A 25,320-nucleotide genomic window follows, 5' to 3' on the forward strand; every position below is an offset into this window, starting at 1 on the left:
CAGCTGCCCGGCCCCGCTAGCATCACTGAGTTTTCAGCGAGGCGGGAAAAGGGGCGGAAAGTGGACACGGGGACTTTGAGCGGGCCGACGAGGTCCCCGCGAACGCCGGACGAGGAGCGAAGACGCGCGTTCCGGCCGGACATCCAGGCGCTGCGCGCCGTCGCGGTCGGTCTCGTCGTGCTGAATCACCTGTGGCCCGGCCGGGTGACCGGCGGGTACGTCGGCGTGGACGTCTTCTTCGTCATTTCCGGCTTCCTCATCACCTCGCACCTGGTCCGCGAAGTCGCGAGCACCGGGCGGATCCGGCTCGCGAAGTTCTACGCCCGCCGCGTGCGCCGCCTCTTGCCCGCGGCCTTTCTCGTCCTCGCCTTCGTCCTTGCCGCCGCGTATTTCCTCATGCCCTTCCCGCGCTGGGAGTCCAACGCGCAGGAGGTGATCGCCAGTGCGCTGTATGGGGAAAACTGGCTGCTCGCCGCCAATTCCGTCGACTATTCGCACCTGACCCAGTCCGCGAGCCTGTCGCAGCATTACTGGTCGCTTTCGGTCGAGGAGCAGTTCTACCTCTTCTGGCCCTTGTTGCTCCTGCTGCTGTTCAAGCTCCGCGCGCGGTGGGCGCGGCTGGCCGGGGTCGGGCTCGTCGGGGCCGCTTCGCTGGGCTTCAGCATCTGGTTCACCGACGTGTCCAAGAGCCAGGCGTACTTCGTTACTCCGGTGCGGGTGTGGGAGTTCGCGCTCGGCGCGTTGCTGGCGCTCGTCGGCGCGAAGCTCGTCCTGCCGAGGATCGCGGCGAACCTGGCCTCGCTGGCCGGTGTCGCCGCCATCGTCGCCGCTGCGGCCTTGTTCGACGACGAGACCGCGTTTCCCGGTGCGACCGCGGTCTTGCCTGCTGCGGGCACCGCGCTGGTGATCTTCGCCGGCAACTGCGAGGAGCGGCAATGGCATACGCCGCTGTCCTCGTCGCCGCCGGTGCAGTGGCTGGGGAACGTCAGCTACTCGCTGTACCTGTGGCATTGGCCGCTGATCATGCTGGCCCCGTTCGCCATCCCCGGCGCGCTGGCCGCGGGAGCGCTGACCTGGCAGCTCAAACTGGGGATCCTGGGCGCGTCCCTGGCCGCGGCGCACCTGTCGAAGCGGTTCGTCGAGGATCCGGTCCGGACCTGGCAGCCGCTGAGCCGCACCTGCGGGACGACCTTCGCCGCCATGGCGGCCGGGATGCTCGTGGTGTGCGCCGCGGCGGGCGGGCTGACCTGGACCTACCAGCGGCGCGTCGACCAAGAGGCCCGCGAGATCGCGGCGGAGATGTCCGGCCCCTGCCACGGGGCGCGGGCGCTGATGGCGGGCAACGCGTGCGCCGACCCGTTCGGCCCGGCCCGGACCGTCGAGATGGGCCCGGCCAACCGGTACTACACGGCGCCCGCGGACTGCCCGCCGCCGATGGCGCAGTACGCCGCGAGCGACGGCACGAAAACCACCACCCGGTGCGACTTCGGCCAGGGCGACGCCGAACCGAAAGTGGTGTGGCTGGTCGGGGACTCGCACGCCCAGCAATGGCAGGCGCCGCTGCTCAGCCTCGCCCGCAAGAACCACTGGCTGCTGTACACGAGCTACCTGGGCGGCTGCCCGTTCGCCGACATCCGGGCGATGCAGTTCGGCCGCGGCGTCCCCGACCGGCGCTGCATGAGCTGGACCAAGCAGATGGTCGGCGAAATCGCGAAAACGCGGCCAGCGTACGTGTTCACGTCGTTCTACAGCCGTCACGAGCCCGCCGACGACCGCAGCGGCCGCTCGCAGACGGAGCAGTACCGGGACGGGCTGAACGCGTACTGGTCGAAGTGGACCGCGGCCGGGGCGACCGTATTCGTGCTGGCCGACCCGCCGCTCAACGGACTTGTCCGCGCGACGGATTGCGTCCTGCTGAATCCGGATGACCCTCGGCAGTGCGCGGTCGACCGTTCCGTCGCGCAGCCGGCGGACCCGCTGACCGCGGCTGCCAGGGCGAGCACCGATCCCGGGGTCCGGCTGCTCGACCTGACCGACTATTTCTGCGACCGGGAACGCTGTTACGCGGTGATCGGGAAGGTCAGCGTCTACTACGACGCCAACCACCTGAACTACGACTACAGCCTGAGCCTCGACCGGGTCATCGCCGAGGCCGCGGGAATCCCGGGCTGAGCGGAAACGCGTTTTTCGCACTTCGCCAATAAAGCGTTTTCCGCCCCGGCGCCGTGTCAACACTTTCGAACCGGCAATGGCACGAAAGAAGGAGAACGGCGTTCTCCGGTGTTTCTTCCCTGTTCCGCTCCGCGCGGCCGCTTCTACGCTCGCCCCATGACCATTCCTTCCGAACCCATCGGCAGCATCCCGCGTCCGCCCGAATTGCTCGGCGCTCTCGCCGCGCGCGAAAGCGGGCAGCTCGGCGACGCGGCTTTCGCCTCCGTTCTCGACCGGGCCGTGCGCGAGACCATCGAAACGCAAGCGAGCCTGGGCGCGACCGTGGTCACCGACGGCGAGCAGCGCAAACCCAGTTTCGTCACCTACCCGATCGCGGGCTCGGGGAACCTTTCCGCGGACGGCGTCGTGATCCCGTTCGCCGACGGGCATCAACGGCAGCTGCCTTGCCTGACGTCCGGCCCGTTCCGCTACCAGGAGCACGCCGAGCACTATTTGCGGGCCGCGCGGCAGGTTACGAACCTGCCGGTGAAACAAGCGGTTATCGCGCCTTCCGCGCTCTCGCTGCTCTACCCGGCCGCGGGGATCGACGGCTATTCGCGCGAGAGTTTCCTCGACGACCTGGTCGACGGGGCCGAAGCCGATATCCGCGGTTGCCTGGACGCGGGCGCGCACGTCGTTCAGCTGGATTTCACCGAGGGACGGCTCTCGCTGAAGCTCGATCCCAGCGGCCAGGTCCTGCGCGATTTCGTCGAGCTGAACAACCGGGTGCTCGAGCGGTTCGGCGAAGCCGACCGGGCTCGCCTCGGCGTCCACACCTGTCCGGGCGGCGACCAGGATTCGACGCACAGCCTCGACGTCGACTACGCCGGCCTGCTTCCCGAGCTGTTCCGGCACGCCGTCGGCAATTTCTACGTCCAGCTGGCCAGCGAGTCCGATCCGGACCGGGTCCTGCGCGTCCTCGCGGACCAGCTCCGGCCGGGCGTGCGGGTGTTCGTCGGGGTGACCGACCCGATCGATCCGCGCGTGGAAACCGCCGAGGAAGTGCGCGACCGGGTGCTGCGCGCGGCTCGCTATCTCCCGGTCGAGCAGCTGGGAACGTCCGACGACTGCGGCTTTTCCCCCTTCGCGGACGACCAGTCGACCTCGCGGGAGACCGCGTTCGCCAAGATGCGCGCGCGGCTGGAAGGCACTGCGCTCGCGGCGGACCAGCTGGGAGTCGGTTTCCCCGCGGCCCGTACCGGCCAGGATGCGCGACGGACCGCCGCTGTCGACTGAATATCGCGCGGGGCAAGGGAAATCGGCCGGGCGGTGACTACGCACAGTGCTTTTCCGTGCCTGGATCGAGGCTAGGCCGGCAGCGGCCGTGACCCGGAACTGGGCGCGCGCGGCGGACCGGGCCGGATTCCCGGCCACGAAAGGGAAAGAGCTTGCCCGGCCGAGTGTTTCTGGCCCGGTTTCGCTGGACCGGATGGTCTTGTGGTAACCGGGTGCGTTCTCGGCACCGCCTAGGACTGCTGCCCGCCCAGCAAGCCGCCGGCCGCGACCCCGCCCACCCCCGGCGCGGCCGCGGCGGCGGCTCCCTTCAGGAAGTCCCGCCGGTGCTTGCCGGAACCGGGGCCGGGTTTCTCGTCGTTCGGAGCAGGCGTCCTCTGCCTCCGCGAGTGCGTTTCGAGACTGTGGCTCGCTTGAATTCAAGGGAGTACCCGGCGCGAACAGGGGCGTAGCCGGACAGGCGACCTCGATCATCAGATCGGTGGAGCGGGTCAACGGCGCAAGGCGTGGATCATCGCCTTCCGCGACCCGCGCGAGCGCAGTGCCGACACCGCTGCGCCCAAGGATCGGCCGGAGATCGTCGAATCGCTGAATCTCGCGGGACGCAATCGCTATTGGCTGCTTCTGTGCGCGTTCTTCGCCGAGTTCGCGGATCGCGGACCGGCGGAAAAGCGAACGCGGGACCCCGCTTTAGTGCCGGAGCCCCGCGTTCTCGAGGAGAAAGTCAGTCTTTCTTCAGTGCGTTCTTGACTTTGTCCGCCGCGCCGCCGAGCGCGTCTTTGACGTTTTCGGCCGCTTCCTTGATCCCGGCTTTCGCCTGGTCGGCTTTGCCTTCTTGCTTCAGCTTCTCGTCACCGGTCAGCGAGCCCGCGGCCTCCTTGGCCTTGCCGCCGAAGTCGTCTGCCTTGGCGCCGATCTTGTCGCCCGTCGACATGGGTCTCCTCCTTCATTGCCGGACAGCGAACGCGGGAATGCGTCAAAGCGAACGACAACGCGGATCCCGAATCGTCATTCACTCGATGATGTGATCGTCGCCACACGTTCGGGGAGTGAGTTTTGCGCGGCTGCCGAGTCGAACCGATGAACTGAACATACGGAAACCGACTGGAGGAGATTCGATGGCTTCGACGACTGACACGGCGGCCAAGTCCCAGGACGTGGAGAAGGTCAACGCCGGTCCGCTGACCAGTTCGCAGGGGACGACCAGCGTCGCGGACGTGGTCGTGCAGAAGATCGCCGGGCTGGCGACGCGCGAGATCCCGGGGGTCTACGACCTGGGCGGCGGCGCGGCGCGGGCGTTTTCCGCGCTGCGCGAGCGGATTCCGGGCGCGACGGCGTCGGCCGGGCAGGGCGTTTCGGTCGAGGTGGGGGAGAAGCAGGCCGCGGTGGACCTGCAGATCGTGGTCGAGTACGGCGTTTCGATCGCCGACGTCGCGCGTTCGATCCGGCGCAACGTGATCAGCGCGGTCGAGGGGATGACCGGGCTGGAGGTCGTCGAGGTCAACATCAACGTCGGCGACCTGCACCTGCCGTCGGACGACGAGGAGGACGGCTCCGGCGACAGCGGCCGGGTGCAGTGAGCGCGGTCGCGGGGGCTGGACGGGTCGCCGTCGCGGAGCGGTCGCCGGTGACGGCGGGCGCGCGCGGCGGACGGTCCGGCCAGGCCGCGGCTCAGGGCCGGGCCGCGACGCCCGGCCGGGCAGGCGGCGCCTGGCGGCGATCGGGGGCGGCCAGGCGGCTTGCGAAGACCGGCCGGGGGTTTGCCGCGGCGGAGGCGCCCGGCCGCCGGTCCGCAGTGGCGGGCGAAGGCGGGCGGGTCCGATGAACCTGCTCGAGGAGGCCCGCCGGATCGTCGCCGCCGTGCGGGAGCTGCCGGAGGTGGCGGACGTGCACGGCGGCGGGTTCGGCCAGGTCGCGACGCTCGGGGCGGGCGGCCGGGTGAGCGGAGTGCGGGTGACGGAGGAGGACGTGACCGTCGGCGTGACGGTCCGGGCTCCGTTCTCGGCGGGGGACGTGGCGGCGGCGGTGCGCGCGGCCGCCGCGTCGCCGGGCCGTCCGGTGCACGTGCTCATCGCCGACGTCGAAGTGCCGGCCGCGGCGGAGACCGGGCCGGAAAACCGGAAGGAGACGGTGTCGTGAACGCAACGGGATTGGGACTGATCACCGGCCTCGCGCTGGGCCTCGCCGCCGCGCTCGGCGGATTCGGGGCGTTCCTGCTGGTCCTCGTGCTGGGCGCGGTGGGACTGCTCGTCGGGCGCCTGCTCGACGGCAAGCTCGACCTCTCGCAGCTCACCGGCCGCGACCGGGGGTGAGCCGTGGCTGTCGCAGCGGAGGCCGCGCTCGCGCCGGAAGACCGCGGGAGCCTCACGATCAGCGAGCACGTCGTCGAGCGGCTGGCCGCGCACGCGGCGGGCGAGATCGACCGGGTCGGCGGGGCCGCCGGGCGGACGCTCGGGATCAGCCTCGGCGGCGAGGCGCTGGACCGGTCGGCGAAGACGTCGGCGCGGATCGCGGGCGGCGAGGTCGAGCTGGACGTGCGGATCTCGCTCGAGTACCCGGCCCCGGTGGGCGCGACGACCGAACGGGTGCGCGCCCACCTGCGCGGACGGGTCGAGGAATGGACCGGGATGCCGGTCCGGCGCGTCGGCATCACGGTGACGGCCCTGCACACCGAGGCCGCCGGGCAGCGGCGAGTGGAGTGAAACCGCGGCCCCCTGGGACCGACCGGATGTCCGCCGCAGCGATCGGGTCGAGCGGAACGCCGGATCCGCCGACTCGCCCGAGCGGTTCGAACAGCTCCGCACCCGGAGCGATCGCGTTGAGGAGGATCGAGTGAAACGCCGAACCCGCCGGTCTCTACCGGCGAGCTTGACCGCCGCTGTGCTGCTCGCGGTGTGCGTGCTGACCGCCGTCGCGGCCATCCAGCGGCTCACCGGCCACCAGCCGTGGCTGGATTACCGCGCGGTCGCCACGGCCGTTCACGACGCGCACTGGACCGACCTCGTCCCCGCGCTGATTTCGGGCGCGGTCGCTGTCGTCGGCCTCGTGCTGCTGTGGGCGGCGCTGCTGCCGGGCAAACGCCGGATCCTCCCGCTGACCGGAGACCCGGATTCCGGTGCCGACAGCGCGGACTACCGGTCCGCGTTGCGGGCGGCCGCGGCGGACGTGGACGGCGTCGAACGAGCCAAGCTTTCCACCGGCTCGCGCAAGGTCAAGGTGCGGGTGAAAACGGCCCGCACGCGGACGGACGGGCTGGCCGACGCGGTCCGCGCGGCCGTCGAGTCCCGTCTGGACCACATCTCACCGGTTCGCCGGCCCGCCGTGTCGGTGCGGGTCCGTGCTTCGAGGGAGGCCTCATGAATCGTCCGGCCGCGCTCAACCGGTTCCTGCTCGCGGTGATCGGCCTGCTGCTGCTCGCCGCGGGGGGATTCGGTCTGGCTACGCACTTCCGCGTGCTCAAGCTGGTCAACCCCGAGGCGCCGCTCGTGCCCGGCACCGCGGAGCCGCCGACCTGGGTCTTCTACGTGATCGCCGCGGCGGCGGTCGTGGTGGGGCTGCTCGCCCTGCGCTGGCTGCTGGCCCAGCTCGCGCACCGGCCGCGCACGGGGGTGTGGCGGTTCGAAACCGATCCCGCTTACGGACGCACCGAGTTGCGCGCCGACGACGCGGTGGCTCCCTTCACCGAAGAACTGCGGGGGTTGCCCGGAGTGCACAAGGCGAGCGCGTCGCTGGCCGGAACCCGGGAGACGCCGTCCCTGGCGCTGATCGTCACGTGCGAGCAGGACGCGGACCTCGGCGAGATCCGCAATCGCATCACGGAGGAGAACCTCCCGCGGCTCAAGGAAGCGTTGGAGCTGAACGACATTCCGGTCGAGATCGAATTCCGGTTCACCAGCCGCGCGACGTCCCGCGTCGGGTGATCAGCGCGGAGTGAGCACCACGACCGGAATCTCGCGCTCAGTCCACTTCTGGTACTTCGCGAAATCCGCGTACAACTCGACCAGCCGCGGCCACAGTTCGCGCCGCTCGTCCGCCGACGCGACGCGCGCCGTGACCGGGACGTTGCGGCGGCCCCTGAGGTGTACGCGGGTTTCCGGTTCCGCACGCAGGTTGAAGTACCACTGCGGATGCTTCGGCAGCCCGCCCTGGGAGGCGACGATCACCAGGTCGTCACCGGAACGCAGGTACAGCAGCGGAGTGGTGAACAGCCGTCCGGATTTGCGGCCGCGGTGCTCCAGAAGCAGGGTCGGCACGGGTTTGCGGAAACCCGCGCCGACGCGCCACTTGTGGCCGATCCGGCCGTTGGTCAGGGTGAAGACTTTGACCTGGATTCTGGCCAGGTACTTCATGAGCGCCGCTGTCACCGGCGAGTCCAGGCCTTTCGGCGCCTCTGCGGGAAGGGAAAAGCGTCCCATCGTGAACCTCCTGGCGGGGCGAACGCGTCAGCGGGCGGGCGGTGGGCAGTGCGCGGCGGTCGATCCGGCGAGCGGCATCGGGTCGAGTCCGAGCTTGCGGTGGTCCCAGGAACGGATCCGCTCCACGTCGACGCGGATCGCGACCCGTTTGCGGAGCATGAATTCCACCATCGGCTTCACGTCGTCGGTGTACTCGCCGTGGTATCGCTCCCAGACGTTGACCCCGACCGCCCAGAGCGCGTCCGGATCGTCGACGACCTCGGCGCGTCCTTCGAGCGAGACGCCGCGCAGGACGTCGTAGGTCAGTCCGTCCTCGACGAGCACGGTGACGCGCGGGTCGCGGCGGAGGTTGACTGCCTTCTGCGCCTTGGCTTTCGTTTCGAACCACAGCACGCCGTCGATGACCGCGTACCACATCGCGACCGCGTGCGGATGCCCGCCGGGGCCGAGCGACACCAGGGTCGCGGTGCGCTGCGAAGCGAGGTAGGCCGAGATTTCCTCGGGGGTCATCTCGATCTGCGCTCGCTGGTTGGTTCCCATCGGTTCCTCACTTCCTGCGGCGGGCCCCGGGCGGGCCGGCGAGTATCGAGGCGACGACGTCGACGAGGTCGTCGACAAGCTGGCCGGCGGTCCAGTCCGCCGCGTCCGGGCCGTGCAGGCGGCGGGTGCGGCCGACGTCGCCGAGGACGTTCAGCGTCACGGTCATCGCCTGGGACAGCCGGAAATCGAGCGTCCGGCGGGGGATTCCGGGGCTCAGCCGGTCCAGCAGGCCGACGAACGCGGCGTTGCGCTCGAAGAAGGATTCGGCGACCGCGTCCAGTCCGTCGCCGCCGGTCGCCAGCAGCTGGCCGACCAGCCGGAGCCAGCATTCGCCGCCCGATTCGAGCACCGCGACCACCGGCTGCACGAACGCGCGGGCCAATTCCCTTGCGGTGACGCCTTTTTCGGGGAATTCCCGCAGCACCGCGTTCCGCTCGCCGGTCACCTGGTCGAGCCGGCTGCGCAGGACCGCGTCGAGCAGGCCCTCCTTGGAACCGAAGTGATAGTGGATCGCCGCGACGTTCGTCTGCGCTGCCTGCATGACGGTCCGCAACGACACCGCGCCGACGCCGTGCTCGGCGAAAAGCCGTTCCGCGGCGGCGATCAGGCGCTGCTCGGTCGCCGCTCCGCGAGCGGCGGGGATCCGCGCGGCTTCGGTGCCCATGGCACGGACTCTATCAGCTGATTCAATCAGTTGATAGAGTCCGGCCTCGAGGAAAGACCTCTTTCAGGGAATCAGGACAGTCTTGCCGGCCAGTCGTCCCGAGGCCGCTTCGTCATGTACGGCAGGGAGATCTGCCAGCGGCCGACGGTCGGCGACAGTGATCCGCAGCGTCCCCGCGTCGACCCGTTCGACGAGTTCGGTCAGCTGCTCGGCGTTGCCGGCGACGAACACCCGAGCCGTCCGGATGCCGCGTCCAGGGTTTTCCGGCGGGGGAGTGGTGGCGCTGACCAGTGCGCCGCCGTCGGCGACCAGGTCGGCGAGCGCCGCGGTTTCTTCCGGAGTGGTGGGCACGAGGTTGAGCACGACGTCGAACGGCGCTCCGTCCACCGCGGCGGAGGCGAAGTCGAGGTGTCCGATGAGCCGGTCGGCTCCGTATTCGCGAAGGCGTTCCTCGGTGCGGGGGCTCGAGGTCGCGGTGACGGTCGCGCCTGCCTGATGGGCGAGTTGCACGGCATAGCTGCCGACCGCGCCGCCAGCGCCGTTGATCAGAACAGTTTGGCTCGCTTGCAGGCGAGCGTTGTCGAAAAGCGCCTGCCAGGCCGTCAATCCGCCGACCGGCAGCGCGGCGGCGTCGGGCAGATCGACTGTCTTCGGGGCAGCGGCCAGCGCGTTCGCGGGAACGACGGCGTATTCGGCGGCCGCGCCGTCGGCGTTCATCGGCAGGAAGGCCACGACCGCATCGCCGACCCGGTGGCCCTCGACGCGAGGGCCGAGTTCGGCGATCGTCCCCGCGACCTCGATTCCCGGAACGTGCGGGAAGGCCAAGGGAAAGACCTCCTGCAGGCCGCCCGCGCGGATCCCGAGGTCGACCGGGTTGAACGAGGTGGCGGCCACCTTCACGAGCACCTGCCCCTCGGCGGGCGCCGGCCGCTCGGCTTCCTCGACGGCCAGGACTTCACTTCCGCCGTAGCGGTGGTAGCGCACTGCTTTCATGGCATCCTCCGTAATGTGCTTCGAAGTCGAAGCAACCTCCGGTCGAGTATGCTTCGACTTCGAAGCAAAGTCTCGGAGGCGTGAGGGCGGCCACAATGATTCGACTTCGAAGCATCTAGACTGGCGGCATGGCGGACGCGCTGGAGCCCAAGGAGCTCGCTACCTATTTCGCGCTCATGGAGTCGGTGAGCCTGCTGCAGCACGCCGTCAGCCAGCAGTTGCGGGCCGAGGGCGACCTGAGCTACGTCCAGTTCGAACTGCTGGCCCGGCTCGCCGATTCCGACGGGCCGTTGACGATGACGGAACTGGCCGACGGCGTCGTCTACAGCCGCAGCGGCCTGACCCATCAGGCGGGCTTGCTGGAAAAGGCGGGCCTGGTCACCCGCGGTCCCAGCGCGGACGACCAGCGCGCCACGGTCGTCGGGATCACCGACGCGGGCCGGGACTTGGTCGCGAAGGTGCTCCCCGGGCACATCGACGCCGTCCGCCGGCTGCTGTTCGCTCCACTGTCCACTTCGGACTTGGAGGCGCTGGGCGGCATCATGGCCCGCGTCCGCGACCACATGCGCGCCGAGCCGCCGCGGTCGGTCGCGACGCGGCGGGGCGTGAAGGGGAGCGGCGTCCTCTAACGCGCATTGTCGTTGTTCTTAGACTGGCGGCGTGGAAGACATCGAGGCGATCGCCGTCCTGCAGGACCCGGTCCGGCGGCGGCTGTACGACTACGTGGTTTCCCGGGACCACGACGTGAGCCGGAACGAGGCGGCCGAGGGGGCCGGGATCCAGCGCACGCTCGCCGCGTTCCACCTCGACAAGCTCGTCGACGCCGGGCTGCTGGAGACGGAGAGCAAGCGGCTGAGCGGGCGTTCGGGCCCGGGCGCCGGTCGTCCCGCGAAGCTCTACCGCCGGTCCGGTGCCGAGCGGCAGTTCTCCGTCCCGGCCCGCGACTACCGCACCGCCGCTGATCTGCTGGCCGAGGTCGCCGAGGTCGCCCGGCTCGACACCGAACTGCAGGCCGCCGCCCGGCGCGAGGGGCGCGCGGCGGCTTGCCCGATCGGGGATCTCGCCGCGGCGAAGGAACTCCTGGCCGCCCGCGGCTACGAACCTCGCGAGGACGGCGAGGTCCTGCGTCTCGTCAACTGCCCCTTCCATGTTCTCTCGCAACGGCATCCAGGGCTGGTGTGCGGCATGAACCTGGCGTTGCTGGAAGGGCTGCTCGACGACGCCGAAGGGCTGCGGGCCCGGATGGATCCGCGCCCCGGGCTGTGCTGCGTGGTCGTCGAGCCTTCTAAAAATAATGAGAGTTGACATAGAAGGCCCGGCGATGGTGAGGTGAAGGAGTGACGGAACATCACCTCGCCCAGCTCAACGTGGGCATCCTCAGACATCCCCTCGACGACCCCCGGATGCACGGCTTCACGTCGATGCTCGACACACTGAACGAGGTCGCCGACAACGCGCCCGGCTTCGTGTGGCGCCTGGTCGAGGACGGCGGCAACGACGCGACCGCGATCCGGACCTCGCTCGGCGCCGACGTCCTGGTGAACATGTCGGTCTGGGAGAACCGCGACGCGCTGTGGGACTACGTCTACCGCAGCGGCCACCTGGACATGCTGCGCCGCCGGTCGGAATGGTTCGAGCTGCCGAAGGCCCCGTTCCAGGTGCTGTGGTGGGTGCCCGCCGGGCACGTGCCGACGGTCGAGGAGGCCGTCGAGCGGCTGGAACTGCTGCGGGAGAAGGGGTCCTCGCCGCGCGCGTTCGGTTTCCGGGACAGCTACCTGCCCGAAGGCGCCGCCTCCGCGCCGTGACGTCCGCCCCGCTTTCCGCGACACGTCCGGCGGGTCGCCCGGACCGGTCCGGGTGATGGCTAGGGTGTCCGGCGTGGCGAACATGTCCCGTTGGTCGGATGAGAATGGCGGCTTGGACTACGGTCTGCTGGTGCTGCGGCTGATGCTCGCGGTCGCGATGGGGGCGCACGGGCTCATGCAGGTCTTCGGCCTGTTCGGCGGCTCGGACATGGCGCACTTCGAAAACCTGCTGCGCGGCTACGGGTTCAGCCACAACATCGAATTCCTGACCTGGCTGACCGGCATCACCGAGGTCGGCGGCGCGGCCCTGCTGGCACTGGGCCTGCTGACCCCGCTCGCCGCGGCGGGCCTGCTGGGCGTAGCGCTCAGCGCGGTGCGGGTCAAGTGGGCGGGCGGCCTGTTCGGCAGCAGCGGCCCGGGTTTCGAACTGGAACTGACCCTCGCGGCGATGGCACTGGCCCTGCTGCTGACCGGCCCGGGGTGGTACGCCCTGGACCGGCACACGGCGTGGCGGCAGAAGCCCCTGGGGTTCGGGGTGGGCGGACTGTTCTTGTCGATCTGCGCGGCGGTCGGGGTGGGGTCGCTGTTCTGATTCCGAACGGGGGCCGGGAAGATCTGGCAGGCTGGCCTCGTGTTGGCAAGTGAGGACAGCGGCGAACCGCTGAACGCGGAGTACTCCGTGGTGTCCGTCGACGGCCGGTTGAGCCTGGTCATGGAGAGCGCAGGCGGCCGGGGCGCCGGGCCGCGGCCGCGCAACGATCAGTACAACGACGCCTTGGAGCTGCTGCTCGGCCGCCTTCGCGACCGGCGGGCGGTCGTGGTCTCCGGCGTCGTGGCGTCCAAACAGGCTGCCCGTCTGCCGGAGTCCGAGCGCAGCATTGTCCCGATTCCGATCCGCCTGGCCGAAGAGAGCGACCTCAACCAGGTGCGGCGGCAGATCACCCGGGCGTCCGGGAAGGTCGGCCTGAAGGACGGCGCGACGAAGGAGAGCAACAACCAGAAGCGGATCGAGTTGCGACTGGAGGTTCCGGGCTACGGCCCGGACGATGCGGCGCGCCTCGAGGCCGAATTGGCGGCGCCTTCTTCGAAGGCGCCGCAGTCCTCAGCGAAGGATCTGCTCCGGGGCCTCATCGGCGAGACGATCTCGACTCCCGCCGGCGAGGAGAACCGGATTCTCCGGGTCGGGGACGAATCGGTGCTGGTCGGAACCGATCAGTCGCCCGAAGGTCGGCCCGTTCCCATCGAGGATGTCCAGCGCGGAATGGATGTGCTCCGCACGCGCGGCACGCTCCAGGTTTCGGTGGAAGAATTCGGTCACGGGAGCCCGTTCGTCGAAGCGCTGCTGACCAAGCTGCCGCACGTCAGCAGCGACCCGTCCTCGCCCACGCTCACGTTGGACAGCGCCAGCGCCGAACCGGATCCGGCGGACGTGCACTACGGCGAGCTGGACGTGCCGACCCAAGTGAAAGTCCGGGCCGAACAGAGCAAGCTCCGCCAGTTGCTCGCCGGTGATCGCGAGAGCGCGCCCTGTGCGTTGTGCGGCGACGAGTTTCCGCTGAAATTCCTGGTCGCCGCGCACGTAAAGAAACGGGCCGCCTGCACCGACGACGAACGGCGGAATCTGCGCGACATCGCGATGCTCGCCTGCAGTTTCGGCTGCGACATCCTGTACGAATCGGGCTGGGTGACCGTCGACGGGACCGGCCGCATCCGGACTGTCGAACTGGACAAGCTTCCCGCCGGGAGTCTCAAGCTGCGCATGAGCCAGCTGGCCGGCCGCCGGTGCGGAGCTCATCGGGAAACGACCGAACCGTACTTCGCGTGGCATCGCGCGACCACGTTCGTGGGCAAGCTGGCCGGCTGAGCCGGGGCTTGACGCATAGCGCTTCCGCCGCCCTCCTGCTATGTTCGCTCTAACCGCTTGCAGATCGCAATCACTCGGGAGGCTCCCGTGCCGGACACCACCTGTCATATGTCGATGTCGCTGGACGGTTTCGTCGCCGGGCCGGGGCAGAGCCGGGACCAGCCGCTCGGGAGGCGGGGGCTGGAACTGCACGGGTGGCACATCGGCGATCCTCGCGCGACCGACGCGGACAAGACCGCCAGTGGGTGGCTGATGCGGCCGCGGGGCGCGTATGTGATGGGGCGCAACATGTTCGGTCCCGTCCGCGGCGAGTGGGACGAGGACTGGTCCGGCTGGTGGGGCGCCGAACCGCCGTATCACGCGCCGGTTTTCGTGTTGACGCACCACGCTCACGAGCCGATCGAGATGGAGGGCGGGACGACGTTCTACTTCGTCACCGACGGGTTCGACGCCGCCTACGCGGCCGCGCGCGAGGCCGCCGGCGACAAGGGCGTCGACATCGCCGGAGGCGCTTCGACCGTGCGGCAGGCGCTCAACGCCGGGGTGATCGACGAGCTGACGCTCGACATCACGCCCGTCCTGCTCGGCTCTGGCGAGCGAATGTTCGAAGGGGTGGAATCCTTCGGCTTCGAGCCCGTCGAGGTGCTGCATTCGCCGTTGACCACTCACATCCGCTACCGCCGCGTCAGCTCGTAGGCACCTCCAGCGTCGCGGCGAGCAGGCTCCGCGTGTACGGATGTGCGGGGGAGGCGAGCACCTGGTCAGTGCGTCCGGATTCGACGGCCCGGCCCTCGCTGAGCACGACCACCTCGTCCGCGATGCTGCGCACCACCGCCAGGTTGTGCGTCACGAAGATCATCGACGGGCCGTCGTCCATCAGCGAGCGCAACAACTCCACCACGGACGCCTGCACCGAAACGTCCAAAGCGGACGTCACCTCGTCGCAGATGATCAGCTTCGGCTCGCACACCAGCGCCCGCGCGATCGCGACTCGCTGACGCTGCCCGCCGGATAACTCCGCCGGGTAGCGGCCGGCCAGCCGGGCCGGGATTTCGACGCGGTCGAGCGCGGCGCGGGCCCGGCGGAGGCCTTCGCGGGCGGTGACGCCGAAGCAGTGGCGCAGCGCGACCAGCAGACCGTCCTCGACAGTCCGATGTGGACTCAGCGAGCCGTAGGGGTTCTGGAAGACGTACTGCAGCTGACGCCGCGTGCGGGAGTCTCGCCGGGCCGCGGCGGCGGGGATTGGCTTGCCTTCGAAGAGCAGCGAGCCCTGGTGTTCGGCGTGCAGCCCGGCCAGGCAGCGTGACATGGTGGTTTTTCCGCTGCCGGATTCGCCGACGACGGCGAGGCATCGGCCGGGCCGCAGGTCGAAGGAGACGTCGAAGACGACCTGTCGTCCGCGGTAGCTGGCGTTCAGGCCGGAGACCGACAACAGGGCCGCCTGGTCCGCAGGAGGCACGTCGGGCTCGGGAGCGCGCGGTACGGCGAGGGCGTTCCGAGCTACTTTCTCCGTGTGAAGGCACCGGGCGAGGGTGCCGGAAGTCGAACGGGTCAGCACTGGATGCGTTGTGCGGCAAGCATCCGTGGCGTAATCGCAGCGTGGTGCGAAGGTGCATCCGACCCGGGGCTCGTCAATGCTGGGCGCGCGGCCGCGGATGGGGACCAGCCGGTGCCGGTGGGTCGCGGAGGGCACGGCTGCCAGCAAGGCCCGGGTGTAGGGATGTGCGGCGCGGGTGAGGACATCGCGGGTGGTGCCGTGTTCGACCACCTCGCCGCCGTACATGACCAGCACCTGGTCGGCGACGTCGGCGACCACCGCGAGGTCGTGCGACACGTAAATCGCCGCGAGGTCGCGGGTCCGGCACAGTTCCCGGACCAGGCCGAGCACCCGGGACTGGGTGGCGACGTCGAGTCCGGTCGTCGGCTCGTCGAGCACGATCAGCCGCGGACCGGCGGCGATGGCCATCGCGATGGCGACCCGTTGCTGCTGGCCGCCGGAAAGCTGGCGCGGGCGGCGGCGCAGGAACGCGTCGTCGCTGGGCAGCCCGACGGTGTCCAGCACCTGCCGCACCTGGGTCCGCGCAGGCTGGCCCAGCCCTTCGGTCAATTGGGTCGCGACGCGGAGACTCGGGTTGAGTGCGGTCGCCGGATCCTGGGGCACATACGCCACTTTCCGGCCTCGCGCGCGCCGCAATTCCGTAGCGGGCAAGGAAAGCAGATCGACGCCGTCGACGACGACCTGTCCGCTCGTGATCGTCGCTCCGGCGCGGGCGAAACCCAGCAGGGCGAGCGCGAGCGTGCTTTTGCCGGAACCCGATTCGCCGACCACGCCGAGCACTTCGCCGCGGCCGAGTTCGAAGCCGAGGTCCCGCACGATGGGGTGTCCGGCGGCCTCGACGGTCACGCCCGACACCGCGACTTCCTTGGCCACGTCAGCTCTTCCCTTCCGTGCGGCTGACAGTCCGGGCGACGGATTCGGCGACGAGGTTGCCGCCGAGCGCCATCATCAGGATCAGTGCGATCGGGGCCAGCACAGGCAGCGGCGCCGCCGCGAGGCCGTCCTGGTTCTCGCTGACCATGAGCCCCCAATCCGGTGCGGGCGGGGTGATGCCGAAGCCGAGATAGTTCAGCGACGCGATCGCGGTGACCGCCCACACCAGCCGCATCCCGGTCTCCACCATCAGCGGCGACGTCACGCCGGGCAGCACCTCGCCGAGGACGATCTGCCGCCCGGGCAACCCGTTCGCTTTGGCCCACAACACATATTCGCTGTCGAGCACCGGCAGCGCGGCCCCGCGCAGCACGCGCGAGACGCCCGGCGCGAACGCGACCCCGACGAGCGACGCGGTGAGCAGCGGGTGCCGGCCGAACGCGGCCACGAAGACCAGTACGAAGATGGTCTCCGGGAAGCTCAGCACCACATCCATCGCGCGCATGAGGACGGTGTCGGTGAGCCCGTCGCGATAGGCCGCGGTCAGGCCGATGAGCGCTCCGAGAAGCACGCCGATGGCGGTGGCGAGGAGCGTCATCCAGATGAGGGTGCCGCCTCCGCAGAGCAGCCGGCTGAGCACATCCCGGCCGAGAAGATCCGTGCCCAGCGGGAATTTCGCGCTCGGGCCTTCCAACGGCGGGGCGACAATGGCGGTCGGCGGCCACGGTGCGAGCAACGGGCCGAAGAGGACGATAAACCCGGTCGCGGCAAGCAAGCCCAGACCCAGCCGAGCACGTCCGGTCCGGGCCGCGCGGCGCACCGCGGAGACGCTCATCGGGTCCGCCCCGCTGCGGCGAGGACGTCCGCGAGGAGGTTGCACAGGTAGTAGGTGGCCGCGAGGATGAGCACGCACGCCTGCACCACCGGCAGATCGTGCGAGTTCACCGCGCTGACCAGCGCCGTGCCGAGTCCGGGGTACGAGTAGACGTATTCGACCACCACGACGCCGGTGATCGTGACGGCCGCGACCAGACCGGCGGCGGGCAGGCTCGCCGCGATCGCGTTGGGCAGCGCGTGCCGGAACAGGATCCGTCGGCGGGTGAGTCCTTTGAGGACGGCCATCTGCACGTATTCGCTGTCGAGCGCGTCGATGACCGAAGCACGGACCAGGCGGCCCAAGTACATCACCCCCATGAACGTGAGCGTGGCGACCGGCAGCACGAGTTCCGCCGGATGCCACCACGGCAGGTCGCCGGGCGGGAGGTCGGAAACCCCCGGCAGCACCCCGAGCAGCGAGGTGGCGAAAAGCGCGATCAGCAGCATCCCCACGACGAACGGCGGCAGCGCCATGCTCAGCGACGTGACCGCGACGAACGCCTTGTCCGCGAAACTGTCGCGACGGGCGGCGCTCAAGACCCCGGCGACGACGGATAACGGCAGGATCAGCAGCATCGAAAGGAAGCCGAGGGTGAACGAGTTCACGATCCGCGGCCCGAGGATGTCCGACACCGGTTCCCGGTTCTGCAGCGACGCTCCCGGGTCGCCGGTGAGCAGCCCGCCGAGCCAGTGGCCGTATTGCACCACGAGCGGCTGGTCGAGCCCGAGCTGATGGCGCAACGCGGCCACCTGCTCGACGGTGGCGTCTTTGCCGAGGATGATCCGGGCGACGTCGCCGGGCAAGGCTTGTGTCACCAGGAAAATCAGGATCGAGACCAGCAGCAGCACGAGCACGCCCAGCGCGAGCCAGCGCGCGAGCCAGCGCGCGGTCATTCGACGGTCACCCCGGTCAGGAACGACAGCGGGCGGCCGTTGACGTCCGGCACCAGCCCGTGCACCGTCGGCCGGTGCGGCATGAGCACGTCGGAGAACGCGGGCGTGATGTTCGGGCCGCTCGTGTACTCGATCTCGTGCATCTGGTTCATCAGCGCGCATTGGTCTTTTTCGGGCGAGGAGAACAGTTTTCCGGCAAGCTTCACGAATGCGGGGTCGTTCCAGTTCGCGCCGTTGCCGATCCGGTCGGGCAGCAGCGAGCCGAGCACGGACGGCAGGTAGGGGACCGGGTTGTAGTCGACGTAGGCCGGCCACTTGCCCCATTTCGCCAGCAGTTCCGGCGTCGGGACCACGTTGACGCTCGCCTTCACCCCGGCCTGCTCGGCGTTCTGCGCGAAGACCTGAGCCAGTTCCGACATGCCGGGCAGCAGGCCGTCGGTGGTGATCGCGAACGCGAGATCGCTCTGCCCGGCCTCGGCCAGCAGCCGTTTCGCCGTCGCGACGTCCGGAGTCCGTTGCGGAATGCCGGGCGCGGCGCACGGGGGAGCGGTGGTCTCGTAATCGTTCGCGATCCGGGCATAGCCGCTGAAGACGTTGGACACGATCTGCTGCCGGTCGACCAGCAGCCGCAAGGCCTGCCGCACCCGGACGTCGCTGAACGGCGGGACTGCCGTGTTGAGCCCGATCCGCAGGCTGAAGTTGCCTTTGCTGTCCAGCAGCTGGATTCCGTCCCGGCCGACGAGCGATTTCGCGATCGTCGGGGTCGTGTTCGAGGCGATGTCGACGCGGCCGGACAGCAACGCGTTCGCCTGCGCCTGCTGGCTTTGGTACTCGATCAGCTGGACAGCGGCGAGCTTCGGTTTCTCGCCCCAGTAACCGGCGAAGCGTTCCACAGTGGACTGACGGCCGGGAGCGAAGGACTTGACCGCGAACGGTCCGGTGCCGATCGGCTTCGCCGGGGCCGAACCGGTTTTGGTCATCGGCAGCAGCACGCTCGCCCAGATCTCCTTGAACGGGCTGAACGGTTCGGTCAGGCCTACTCGGACGGTGAGCTTGTCGACCGCTTGAATGCGGCCGGGGTCGATCATCTGGATCAGCGAGAGGCCCTGCGCGGCGTGCGCGGGATCGCGCAGGTATTCGATGCTCGACACGACGTCGGCGGAGGTGAACTCGGTGCCGTCGGTGAACTTCACGCCGGGGCGCAGCGTGATCGTCCACTGTGTCCGGTCGGCGTTCGAGGTCATGCCGGTCGCGAGCCGCCATTCGGCCCGGCCGGCCGGGTCCAGCGCGGTGAGGCCCTCGAACAGCAGAGAGGTGCGCAGTTCCTGGATCGGGCTCTGGCTGCCGACGTAGGGGTTGAGGCTCTCGCCCGCGTCGGCGGAGACGGCGACGCGAAGCGTGTCGGCCCCGCCCGCGGCCGCGTCGTCCGGAGGGCTGCAGCCGGCGACCAGCGCCGCGGCGAGCAGGAGGGTTGGCAGGCATCGGGGTCTGCGCGACACTGGGGACCTCCAGGGAAGCCAGAAATCTAAGCCGTTAGATACGCCTAGCGTCGCCACAGGGTACGGCCAGTTCCGACGGGAGGAAAGAGTCTACAAGTGGAGAAGATAATCGTTTAGAGTGGCCTCCGACCGGCTCCGTGCCGTCAGCCGAGCAGAGGAGGAAGCAGCCGCATGACCAGTCCGTACGAGCGCCTGTTCGTGAGGAAAATGCCCAACTGTCTCGACGACCTCGTCAACGAGGGCGCCGCGGCGGGCGTCGTCGAGCCGCCCAACGTCGGCGAATCGCTCGCCCTCATGCGCGCGAAGGAGGTGCCGGAGAGCAAGATCCACCTCACCTACACGTGGATCGGCGAATGCGACGCTCCGGTCCAGTGGGTGAAGGAGCACCAGCACGACTACGACGAGGTCCTGATCTGGCACGGCAACAACCCGGAGGACCCGGACGACCTCGGCGCGGAGATCTATCTCGACATCGAGGGCCACCGCCACGTGATCACGACCAGCGGTTCGGTCTACCTGCCGGCCGGCACGCGGCATTGCCCGCTCGGCTTCACGCGGGTGGACCGGCCGTTCCGGTTCAGCGCGCTGTCGCTGAATCCGCAGTACGCGTCGGACGAGCACAACACCCTCGCGCGGTAGCGAACCGCCCCGTCGCGGATCGTCGCTGATCCTCGCGGCGGGGCGGTCATCCGCGGGCGGCGGCTCCGGCGTGTGCGGTTCCTTCGGCGGCACCGGGGTCGCAGCCGCAGGTCACGCCGATGCTGAGGGTTCCGTCCAGTATGGACGAACCGGTTCGGCCGTCGAGGGCGTCGAAGGCGCGGACGGCGAATTCCTCGAGCGGGACGCGGACGGTGGTGAGCGGGACGTCGCCGAGGCGGGCTTCCCTCGTGCCGTCGAAGCCGACGACCGCGAGGTCTTCCGGCACGCGCAGACCCAGGCTGTGCGCGATGCGGATGGTCACCAGCGCCTGCTCGTCGGTGGTCGCGTAGACCGCGCGGATCCGGCGGCCGCTCGTCAGCACCTCGCGCACCGCGCGGCCCGCCTCGACCTTGTCGAAGGACGTCCGCACGAGCCTGCCCTCGGCGGGCAGCCCGGCCTCCGCCATCGCCCGCCGCCAGCCGCCTTCGCGTCCTTCGGCCGGTCCTACCGCGATTTCTCCTGCCACGCACAGGATGTCTTCGTACCCGTGTCCGAGCAGGTGCTCGGTGACGAGCCGTGCGCCGTCGAAGTCGTTGAACACCACGCTCGGCGAATCGTCCGGTGCCGTCCACTGCAGGAACACGCACGGCGTTTCGGTCGACAGCCGAGGTTTTTCGCCGGTCGTCACGAAAATCCCGCGCGGCCGCAGTTCGGAGAACGCCTCGCCGTATTCGTCCGCGAGACCCGGCCGGTAATCGGTGTTGCCGAGCAGCGTGAGCAATCCCCGGCGGCGGCCTTCCGCTTCGAGGCAGCGCGACATCTCGCCGTAGAAGGCGTTCGCGGTGTCCGGCACCAGCACGCCGACCAGATTGGACCGGCCGCCGCTCAGCGCCCCGGCGAGCGGATTCCGCCGGTAGCCGAGCATCCGGATGGCGTCCTCGACCTTGCGCCGCGTTTTCTCGGCGACCGGACGCGGCCCGTCGTTGAGGACGTAGCTGACCACCGCGGTGGAAGTGCCGGCCAGGCGCGCGACGTCGGAAAGAACCGGCCGGCGCCCGGGACGCTCGGCGCGGGGGAATCCGCCGGTTTCCGCTGCCACGGTGCCACTCTAAAGCACCCGCGCGAAAGCCGGGTCCATTCGGCACAGTGGGAAGTGGACGACCTGGCGCCGCCGGTCAGCGGCCGTGCCTCGCCGGGGCTTGGAGCGGTTCGAGCACGTCGGCGACGCTGGCCTGCGACCTCGTCCGCTGGAGCCGTTTCACGCCGACCGGCGGCCGCCCCACCCACAGCACCGCCTGGGGTGCGTGGCCCAGCGTGACGCGTTCGGAGAGGGTCTCGCGCAGCCGCCTGCTGGTCCGGCTCAACCGTCCGGACGACAGGCCGTGGGCGGTCGCGGTCAGCAGTACCGAACTCAGCGCCTCTCCCGCGCGCAGCCAGGCGAGACGGTCGTCGCCGGGCGTGCTGAGCACTACGAGCGACGCGCCCTCGCTTCGAGGTTCCGCTTCGCTTCCGGGGAGCCGCTTTGCCGCTGTCGCCGTTGCCGTGCGGACGAGCACACCCTGTGGAGCGGCCAGGGACGCGCTTCTCGCGTACGCATCTTCGCGGCGCGTCTGGGCAGGAAGCCGCGCGCCCTCGCCGAGCGCGGTCATGAGGTAGCTGCGGACTGCACGATCCTCCACCAAGTGCAGTACCGCGCCTTCGCGGGCGGCTGCTTGCGAAAGCCGGTCGAGACAGTCGGACGGCACGGGACGGGAACCGCACGGCCGCAAGTCCTCGCGGCGCCGGGAGATCGCCGTCGCCAGCGCGCCTTCGCCGGGAACGGGTTCGCCCGGTTGCGGCGTCACGACGGCCAGATGGTCCGGTTCGATCGGGCACGGCACCCGGTCCACGGCGCAGGCCCAGCCGAGACCGGCGAGGGCGATCCGGAGGTGGTGCAGGGCCGCGCCGCTGTTGACGGTCTGCCATCGCCCGGCGGGATCGTCGGCGGCTCGCCACCGGACCGGGTCCGCGTACAGGTGCAGGGTGCGGTAGCCGGTGCGCCACTGCCAGAACGGGGCGTCGGAGACGCCGGGAGCGAGCAGCGCCGCGGCCACCGCCGCCTCGACGGCGGCGGGGCTGGGTACCCGCGAATTCCGCAGTGAATTCGGCTGTGCGTGCGGCATTGTTGCTTCCCGCTCGGGTTGGGGGGAGTGCGTCCGGTCGGTGCCAGGCTCCATGGTGCTCTTCCGCGCGGGCCCGCGATAGGGTCCAAGGTTCATCATTTCGGAGCGACCTGCGGCGGTCCGCGCTCGCGGGCGGACGCGGAGCAGCGGGAGCCGCGCCGGACGGGCGGTCCCGGTTCAGTCCGGTCCGCGGCAGTCGCCCGGACTGCGCGGTCTCTTCGGGCGGCGGGTCATTCGGACGGCTCCTCCAGGGTGGTGCGGCGCTCCAGCACGTCCTTGGCCACGTCGAGGAGCGGCCGGTTCGAGCTGTAGGCGTGGGCGCGCAGGCGGGCGAACGCGTCGTCGAGGCTGATCCGCAGCCGGGCGGCGAGCATGCCGGTGGCGATGTGCACGTCCTGGTACGAGACCGCCGTGCTCGGGGCGAATTCGCGCCCGGCGCGTTCGGCCTCGCGGGACTGCCGCAGCAGGGCCGCGGTGGTCAGGTCGGCGGCGAGGGCGGCGTCCCGGGTCTCCGCGGCGGCCAGTTCGCCGGGCCGGTGCCGGACGAGTTCGAGAGTGCCGAGCCGGACGTCCCCGAACCGCAGGGGGAACGCGAACGCCGCACCGAGGCCGGTCGCGAGCGCGGTCTGGGCGAATCCTGGCCAGCGCACCTGGCCGATCGTCAGATCCGGGACCAGCACCGCGCTCCCGGTTTCGAAGGCCTCCGTGCCGGGGCCTTCCCCCGCGGTGTACTCCAGCTCCGCGAGCCGGGCCGCCCACGGGTCGCTGGCTCCCAGCACCTGCTCCGAGCGCGGGCCCGCCCGCAGGGACAGGATCGCCGCGTCGACCCGGCCCATCGTTTCCGCGCAGGCGAGGCACACTCGCTGCGCCCACCCGTCCGCGCCGGGCGGGGAGGCGATGGCCTTCCACAGCGGCTGCCGGTGCTGGCTGTCCACCGTCCCGCCCCCTTCCCGGTGTCCCGGCTCTTCCAGCCTACGAGCCCTTCCGCGGGCGGGCAGCTCGGAGTTTGCCCGCCCGCCCTGGGGGAATCCGGCGGGAAACGAGGAGGAGAAGCATGGTCGAAGTGAGCCGGACGGTGCCCGCGCCGCCGGAAGCGGTGTTCGAGGTCCTGGCGGACGGCTGGTCCTACTCCGGCTGGGTCGTCGGCAGCTGCCACATCCGCGACGTGGACACGAGCTGGCCCCAGGTCGGCGCGCAGATCCACCACAGCTTCGGAGGATGGCCGCTCCAGCTGGAGGACACCACGGCGGTGCTGGCCGTCGAGCCCGGCGTTTCGCTGGAACTGGAGGCCCGCGGCGGCGCGCTCGGCACGGCGAAGATCGAGCTGTCGCTGGTTCCGGACGGGGCGGGGCAGACGACGGTGCGGATGGCCGAGCGGGTGACGAGCGGCGTCGGCGCGGTGTTGCCGGAGAGCGTGCAGGCGCTCGTGCTGGGGCCGCGGAACAGGGAGTCGCTGGCCCGGTTGTCGGCGTTGGCGCTCGGACGCTGGCGGGGGACGGGGGAGCCGGGTCAGCCGTAGACGGCTCGGTTCGCCGCGCGGATCAGCGCGGCGTACCCCGGGCCGAGCGCGTGGTCGCGGGCCAGCGCGGCGCGGGCGGCGTTCGCGCCCGGGCCCCCGTGGACCGCGCCGCCGGGGTGCGCCGCGGCGCCGGCGAGGTACAGCCGGTCCACGGGCGTGTCGGCCCGGCCGAGACCGGGGACCGGGCGGAAGAACAGCTGCTGGTGGATCGCCGTCGTGCCGCTGTTGATCGCGCCGCCGACGAGGTTCGCGTCGTGGCCGGCCAGGTCCGCCGGGCCTTGCACGCGGCGGGCGAGGATCAAGTCCCGGAAGCCGGGTGCGTTGCGCTCCACCGTGGCCTCGATGCGTTCGGCCTGGCGCCGCACCGTCTCGGGATCGCAGCCGCGCGGGATATGCGTGTAGGCCCACACGGATTCGGTACCGGCGGGGGACCGCGTCGAGTCCGCCGTCGTCATCTGGCCCAGCAACAGGAACGGCTGCTCGGGCACGCGGTCGCGGGCCAGTTCCGCGCCGAAAGCGGACAGCCCGTCCTCGTCGCAGCCCAGATGGACGGTTCCCGCGCCGCGGGCGTCCTTCGCGGTCCACGGGATCGGCTCGGACAACGCCCAGTCGACCTTCACCGTCGCACTGTCCCATTCGAACACCCGGAGATCCGCCAGCAACCGCGCCGGCAGCCATTCCGGCGCGACGAGGTTGCCGTACAACGCCTCCGCGGTGACGTCGGCCAGCACGGCCTTGCGCGCCCGGATCGGCTCGCCGTCCGCGCAGCGCACGCCGACCGCTTTGCCGCGCGCCACCAGTACCTCGGTCACCGGCGTTCCACAGTGGACAGATCCGCCCTTGGCGCGGAGCCTGCGCACCAAGGCGGCCACCAGTTCGCTCGCGCCGCCTTCGGGGACCGGGAAGCCGACGTCCTGGGCCAGCATCCCCAGCAGCCAGCCGAAAACCGCGCTTCCGGCGTTGTCGACGGAAAGGTCGCTGTGCGCGGAGTTTCCGGACAACAGCAGCCGCGCGCCCTCGCCCTCGAAGCGTTCGCGCGCGAATCGGCGGGCGGGCAGCGTGAGCATCCGTGCGAGCCGCAGCAATTCGGCGGTCCCGGTGCGGCGCAGGAACCGGGCGCCGGCCCGCACCGGCGGGAACGGGGTGAACAGGGCGTCCAGGAATTCGTCGCGGAATCCTTGCCATTGCGAGAAAAGCTCCCGCCACGATTTCGCGTCCCCGGGAGCGAACTGCGCGATCGATTCCGCGGTGCGGTCGAGGTCGCGGGAAAGAACGGCGCAGCGGTCGTCCGGGAAGACGTGCGCGAGCGCGTCCGGCGCGTGGAGCCAGCGCAGGCCGTGCTCGGTCAGGTCGAGGCCGCGGAGGACCGGGGACGCCGCGCCGAGCGGGAAGAACGCGGCGCAGAGATCCGAGCGGAAGCCGGGCGCGGTGATCTCCTCGGTGCGCAAGGCCCCGCCCGGGGCGGGTTGTTCTTCCAGGACCGCGACCTCCCAGCCCGCGTCGGCGAGCAGGTTGGCCGCGACGAGCCCGTTGTGCCCGGCCCCGATGACGATCGCGTCGGCGGTGTGCACGGGC

Annotated in this window: 29 protein-coding genes; 16 read left to right on the forward strand and 13 right to left on the reverse strand. The window is 70.4% G+C overall.

Annotated elements, in window-relative coordinates; translation table 11 throughout:
- Positions 1 to 60 precede the first annotated feature (60 nt).
- Both CU254_RS16740 and CU254_RS16745 read left to right on the forward strand, forming a co-directional pair.
- Positions 61 to 2,172, forward strand: coding sequence for an acyltransferase family protein (locus tag CU254_RS16740; RefSeq protein WP_009077653.1), 2,112 nt, complete (start codon positions 61 to 63; stop codon positions 2,170 to 2,172).
- Between the two features lie 156 nt (positions 2,173 to 2,328).
- The gene (locus tag CU254_RS16745) at positions 2,329 to 3,447 is read left to right on the forward strand and encodes a cobalamin-independent methionine synthase II family protein (protein WP_009077655.1); all 1,119 of its coding nucleotides are present in this window, start codon (positions 2,329 to 2,331) and stop codon (positions 3,445 to 3,447) included.
- Between the two features lie 721 nt (positions 3,448 to 4,168).
- Here the strand turns inward: CU254_RS16745 and CU254_RS16750 are convergent.
- Complete coding sequence (locus CU254_RS16750; protein ID WP_037713904.1) at positions 4,169 to 4,378, reverse strand: CsbD family protein; 210 nt, start codon at positions 4,376 to 4,378, stop codon at positions 4,169 to 4,171.
- Between the two features lie 184 nt (positions 4,379 to 4,562).
- On the opposite strand from CU254_RS16750, the gene CU254_RS16755 reads away from it, so the two are divergent.
- From CU254_RS16755 to CU254_RS16775, 6 genes are all read left to right on the forward strand, one after another.
- Positions 4,563 to 5,024 carry an Asp23/Gls24 family envelope stress response protein gene (locus tag CU254_RS16755; RefSeq protein WP_037713907.1) on the forward strand — a complete coding sequence of 154 codons (462 nt, stop codon included), beginning with the start codon at positions 4,563 to 4,565 and terminating at the stop codon, positions 5,022 to 5,024.
- Positions 5,025 to 5,265: 241 nt separating this feature from the next.
- The gene (locus tag CU254_RS16760) at positions 5,266 to 5,583 is read left to right on the forward strand and encodes a hypothetical protein (RefSeq protein ID WP_009077658.1); all 318 of its coding nucleotides are present in this window, start codon (positions 5,266 to 5,268) and stop codon (positions 5,581 to 5,583) included.
- Positions 5,580 to 5,756 (forward strand): hypothetical protein, encoded by a 177-nt coding sequence (locus tag CU254_RS43660; RefSeq protein WP_009077660.1) that lies wholly within the window; start codon positions 5,580 to 5,582, stop codon positions 5,754 to 5,756. The genes CU254_RS16760 and CU254_RS43660 overlap by 4 nt, the downstream gene beginning before the upstream one ends.
- 3 nt (positions 5,757 to 5,759) lie before the next feature.
- A complete protein-coding gene (locus CU254_RS16765) occupies positions 5,760 to 6,146 on the forward strand; it encodes an Asp23/Gls24 family envelope stress response protein (protein ID WP_009077662.1) in 387 nt (128 codons plus the stop codon).
- A 130-nt stretch (positions 6,147 to 6,276) separates the two neighbouring features.
- Entirely contained in the window at positions 6,277 to 6,804 is a 528-nt protein-coding gene (locus tag CU254_RS16770) for a DUF6286 domain-containing protein (protein WP_037713908.1), read from the forward strand.
- Entirely contained in the window at positions 6,801 to 7,364 is a 564-nt protein-coding gene (locus tag CU254_RS16775; RefSeq protein ID WP_037713911.1) for a hypothetical protein, read from the forward strand. Before CU254_RS16770 ends, CU254_RS16775 begins: the two co-directional genes overlap by 4 nt.
- Here CU254_RS16775 and CU254_RS16780 read toward each other — a convergent pair whose 3' ends face one another.
- From CU254_RS16780 to CU254_RS16795, 4 genes are all read right to left on the reverse strand, one after another.
- On the reverse strand, positions 7,365 to 7,859 hold the full coding sequence (locus tag CU254_RS16780) for a nitroreductase family deazaflavin-dependent oxidoreductase (protein ID WP_009077666.1): 495 nt from the start codon (positions 7,857 to 7,859) through the stop codon (positions 7,365 to 7,367).
- Between the two features lie 27 nt (positions 7,860 to 7,886).
- Positions 7,887 to 8,399 (reverse strand): pyridoxamine 5'-phosphate oxidase family protein, encoded by a 513-nt coding sequence (locus CU254_RS16785; protein WP_009077668.1) that lies wholly within the window; start codon positions 8,397 to 8,399, stop codon positions 7,887 to 7,889.
- A 7-nt stretch (positions 8,400 to 8,406) separates the two neighbouring features.
- Entirely contained in the window at positions 8,407 to 9,063 is a 657-nt protein-coding gene (locus CU254_RS16790; protein WP_009077670.1) for a TetR/AcrR family transcriptional regulator, read from the reverse strand.
- 63 nt (positions 9,064 to 9,126) lie between these two features.
- The gene (locus CU254_RS16795) at positions 9,127 to 10,056 is read right to left on the reverse strand and encodes an NADP-dependent oxidoreductase (protein ID WP_009077673.1); all 930 of its coding nucleotides are present in this window, start codon (positions 10,054 to 10,056) and stop codon (positions 9,127 to 9,129) included.
- A gap of 128 nt (positions 10,057 to 10,184) precedes the next feature.
- Here CU254_RS16795 and CU254_RS16800 point away from each other — a divergent pair, with 128 nt between their 5' ends.
- The 6 genes from CU254_RS16800 (at position 10,185) to CU254_RS16825 (ending at position 14,421) form a co-directional block, all read left to right on the forward strand.
- Positions 10,185 to 10,685, forward strand: coding sequence for a MarR family winged helix-turn-helix transcriptional regulator (locus tag CU254_RS16800; RefSeq protein WP_009077674.1), 501 nt, complete (start codon positions 10,185 to 10,187; stop codon positions 10,683 to 10,685).
- A gap of 31 nt (positions 10,686 to 10,716) precedes the next feature.
- Entirely contained in the window at positions 10,717 to 11,361 is a 645-nt protein-coding gene (locus tag CU254_RS16805; RefSeq protein ID WP_009077676.1) for a metalloregulator ArsR/SmtB family transcription factor, read from the forward strand.
- A gap of 32 nt (positions 11,362 to 11,393) precedes the next feature.
- Positions 11,394 to 11,861, forward strand: coding sequence for a DUF3291 domain-containing protein (locus tag CU254_RS16810; protein ID WP_009077677.1), 468 nt, complete (start codon positions 11,394 to 11,396; stop codon positions 11,859 to 11,861).
- 112 nt (positions 11,862 to 11,973) lie between these two features.
- Positions 11,974 to 12,453 (forward strand): DoxX family membrane protein, encoded by a 480-nt coding sequence (locus CU254_RS16815; RefSeq protein WP_100266809.1) that lies wholly within the window; start codon positions 11,974 to 11,976, stop codon positions 12,451 to 12,453.
- Positions 12,454 to 12,492: 39 nt separating this feature from the next.
- Complete coding sequence (locus CU254_RS16820; RefSeq protein ID WP_050788202.1) at positions 12,493 to 13,725, forward strand: hypothetical protein; 1,233 nt, start codon at positions 12,493 to 12,495, stop codon at positions 13,723 to 13,725.
- A gap of 108 nt (positions 13,726 to 13,833) precedes the next feature.
- The gene (locus CU254_RS16825) at positions 13,834 to 14,421 is read left to right on the forward strand and encodes a dihydrofolate reductase family protein (protein ID WP_199841181.1); all 588 of its coding nucleotides are present in this window, start codon (positions 13,834 to 13,836) and stop codon (positions 14,419 to 14,421) included.
- Here CU254_RS16825 and CU254_RS16830 read toward each other — a convergent pair.
- From CU254_RS16830 to CU254_RS16845, 4 genes are read right to left on the reverse strand one after another with little or no spacing between them, the layout of a single operon-like run.
- Positions 14,411 to 16,156, reverse strand: a complete 1,746-nt coding sequence (locus CU254_RS16830; protein ID WP_037713920.1) for an ABC transporter ATP-binding protein — start codon at positions 16,154 to 16,156, stop codon at positions 14,411 to 14,413. The two genes, CU254_RS16825 and CU254_RS16830, sit on opposite strands and share 11 nt — an antisense overlap.
- Before the next feature lies 1 nt (position 16,157).
- Positions 16,158 to 16,991 (reverse strand): ABC transporter permease, encoded by an 834-nt coding sequence (locus CU254_RS16835; RefSeq protein WP_009077687.1) that lies wholly within the window; start codon positions 16,989 to 16,991, stop codon positions 16,158 to 16,160.
- On the reverse strand, positions 16,988 to 17,926 hold the full coding sequence (locus CU254_RS16840) for an ABC transporter permease (RefSeq protein ID WP_009077689.1): 939 nt from the start codon (positions 17,924 to 17,926) through the stop codon (positions 16,988 to 16,990). The genes CU254_RS16835 and CU254_RS16840 overlap by 4 nt, the downstream gene beginning before the upstream one ends.
- Positions 17,923 to 19,425 carry an ABC transporter substrate-binding protein gene (locus tag CU254_RS16845; RefSeq protein ID WP_050788203.1) on the reverse strand — a complete coding sequence of 501 codons (1,503 nt, stop codon included), beginning with the start codon at positions 19,423 to 19,425 and terminating at the stop codon, positions 17,923 to 17,925. The genes CU254_RS16840 and CU254_RS16845 overlap by 4 nt, the downstream gene beginning before the upstream one ends.
- Before the next feature lie 171 nt (positions 19,426 to 19,596).
- Here CU254_RS16845 and CU254_RS16850 point away from each other — a divergent pair, with 171 nt between their 5' ends.
- Entirely contained in the window at positions 19,597 to 20,064 is a 468-nt protein-coding gene (locus tag CU254_RS16850) for a hypothetical protein (protein WP_009077693.1), read from the forward strand.
- A gap of 46 nt (positions 20,065 to 20,110) precedes the next feature.
- On the opposite strand, the gene CU254_RS16855 is transcribed toward CU254_RS16850, so the two are convergent.
- From CU254_RS16855 to CU254_RS16865, 3 genes are all read right to left on the reverse strand, one after another.
- The gene (locus tag CU254_RS16855; RefSeq protein WP_009077695.1) at positions 20,111 to 21,163 is read right to left on the reverse strand and encodes a LacI family DNA-binding transcriptional regulator; all 1,053 of its coding nucleotides are present in this window, start codon (positions 21,161 to 21,163) and stop codon (positions 20,111 to 20,113) included.
- Between the two features lie 76 nt (positions 21,164 to 21,239).
- Positions 21,240 to 22,226 (reverse strand): hypothetical protein, encoded by a 987-nt coding sequence (locus tag CU254_RS16860; protein WP_009077698.1) that lies wholly within the window; start codon positions 22,224 to 22,226, stop codon positions 21,240 to 21,242.
- A 230-nt stretch (positions 22,227 to 22,456) separates the two neighbouring features.
- Positions 22,457 to 23,161, reverse strand: a complete 705-nt coding sequence (locus CU254_RS16865; protein WP_009077700.1) for a GAF and ANTAR domain-containing protein — start codon at positions 23,159 to 23,161, stop codon at positions 22,457 to 22,459.
- Between the two features lie 119 nt (positions 23,162 to 23,280).
- Here CU254_RS16865 and CU254_RS16870 point away from each other — a divergent pair, with 119 nt between their 5' ends.
- Entirely contained in the window at positions 23,281 to 23,745 is a 465-nt protein-coding gene (locus CU254_RS16870; RefSeq protein ID WP_100266810.1) for an SRPBCC family protein, read from the forward strand.
- Here the strand turns inward: CU254_RS16870 and CU254_RS16875 are convergent.
- Entirely contained in the window at positions 23,736 to 25,316 is a 1,581-nt protein-coding gene (locus tag CU254_RS16875) for an NAD(P)/FAD-dependent oxidoreductase (RefSeq protein ID WP_009077704.1), read from the reverse strand. The genes CU254_RS16870 and CU254_RS16875 overlap by 10 nt on opposite strands.
- Positions 25,317 to 25,320 lie beyond the last annotated feature (4 nt).

The sequence above is a fragment of the Amycolatopsis sp. AA4 genome, from assembly GCF_002796545.1.
Lineage (GTDB): Bacteria > Actinomycetota > Actinomycetes > Mycobacteriales > Pseudonocardiaceae > Amycolatopsis.

Excerpts from the sequence above, each read along its gene's own strand:
- CU254_RS16745 (WP_009077655.1), top strand. The coding sequence starts at position 2,329 with ATGACCATTCCTTCCGAACCCATCGGCAGCATCCCGCGTCCGCCCGAA.
- CU254_RS16750 (WP_037713904.1), bottom strand. The coding sequence starts at position 4,378 with ATGTCGACGGGCGACAAGATCGGCGCCAAGGCAGACGACTTCGGCGGC.
- CU254_RS16755 (WP_037713907.1), top strand. The coding sequence starts at position 4,563 with ATGGCTTCGACGACTGACACGGCGGCCAAGTCCCAGGACGTGGAGAAG.
- CU254_RS16760 (WP_009077658.1), top strand. The coding sequence starts at position 5,266 with ATGAACCTGCTCGAGGAGGCCCGCCGGATCGTCGCCGCCGTGCGGGAG.
- CU254_RS16775 (WP_037713911.1), top strand. The coding sequence starts at position 6,801 with ATGAATCGTCCGGCCGCGCTCAACCGGTTCCTGCTCGCGGTGATCGGC.
- CU254_RS16780 (WP_009077666.1), bottom strand. The coding sequence starts at position 7,859 with ATGGGACGCTTTTCCCTTCCCGCAGAGGCGCCGAAAGGCCTGGACTCG.
- CU254_RS16785 (WP_009077668.1), bottom strand. The coding sequence starts at position 8,399 with ATGGGAACCAACCAGCGAGCGCAGATCGAGATGACCCCCGAGGAAATC.
- CU254_RS16790 (WP_009077670.1), bottom strand. The coding sequence starts at position 9,063 with ATGGGCACCGAAGCCGCGCGGATCCCCGCCGCTCGCGGAGCGGCGACC.
- CU254_RS16795 (WP_009077673.1), bottom strand. The coding sequence starts at position 10,056 with ATGAAAGCAGTGCGCTACCACCGCTACGGCGGAAGTGAAGTCCTGGCC.
- CU254_RS16800 (WP_009077674.1), top strand. The coding sequence starts at position 10,185 with ATGGCGGACGCGCTGGAGCCCAAGGAGCTCGCTACCTATTTCGCGCTC.
- CU254_RS16825 (WP_199841181.1), top strand. The coding sequence starts at position 13,834 with ATGTCGATGTCGCTGGACGGTTTCGTCGCCGGGCCGGGGCAGAGCCGG.
- CU254_RS16835 (WP_009077687.1), bottom strand. The coding sequence starts at position 16,991 with ATGAGCGTCTCCGCGGTGCGCCGCGCGGCCCGGACCGGACGTGCTCGG.
- CU254_RS16840 (WP_009077689.1), bottom strand. The coding sequence starts at position 17,926 with ATGACCGCGCGCTGGCTCGCGCGCTGGCTCGCGCTGGGCGTGCTCGTG.
- CU254_RS16850 (WP_009077693.1), top strand. The coding sequence starts at position 19,597 with ATGACCAGTCCGTACGAGCGCCTGTTCGTGAGGAAAATGCCCAACTGT.
- CU254_RS16860 (WP_009077698.1), bottom strand. The coding sequence starts at position 22,226 with ATGCCGCACGCACAGCCGAATTCACTGCGGAATTCGCGGGTACCCAGC.
- CU254_RS16870 (WP_100266810.1), top strand. The coding sequence starts at position 23,281 with ATGGTCGAAGTGAGCCGGACGGTGCCCGCGCCGCCGGAAGCGGTGTTC.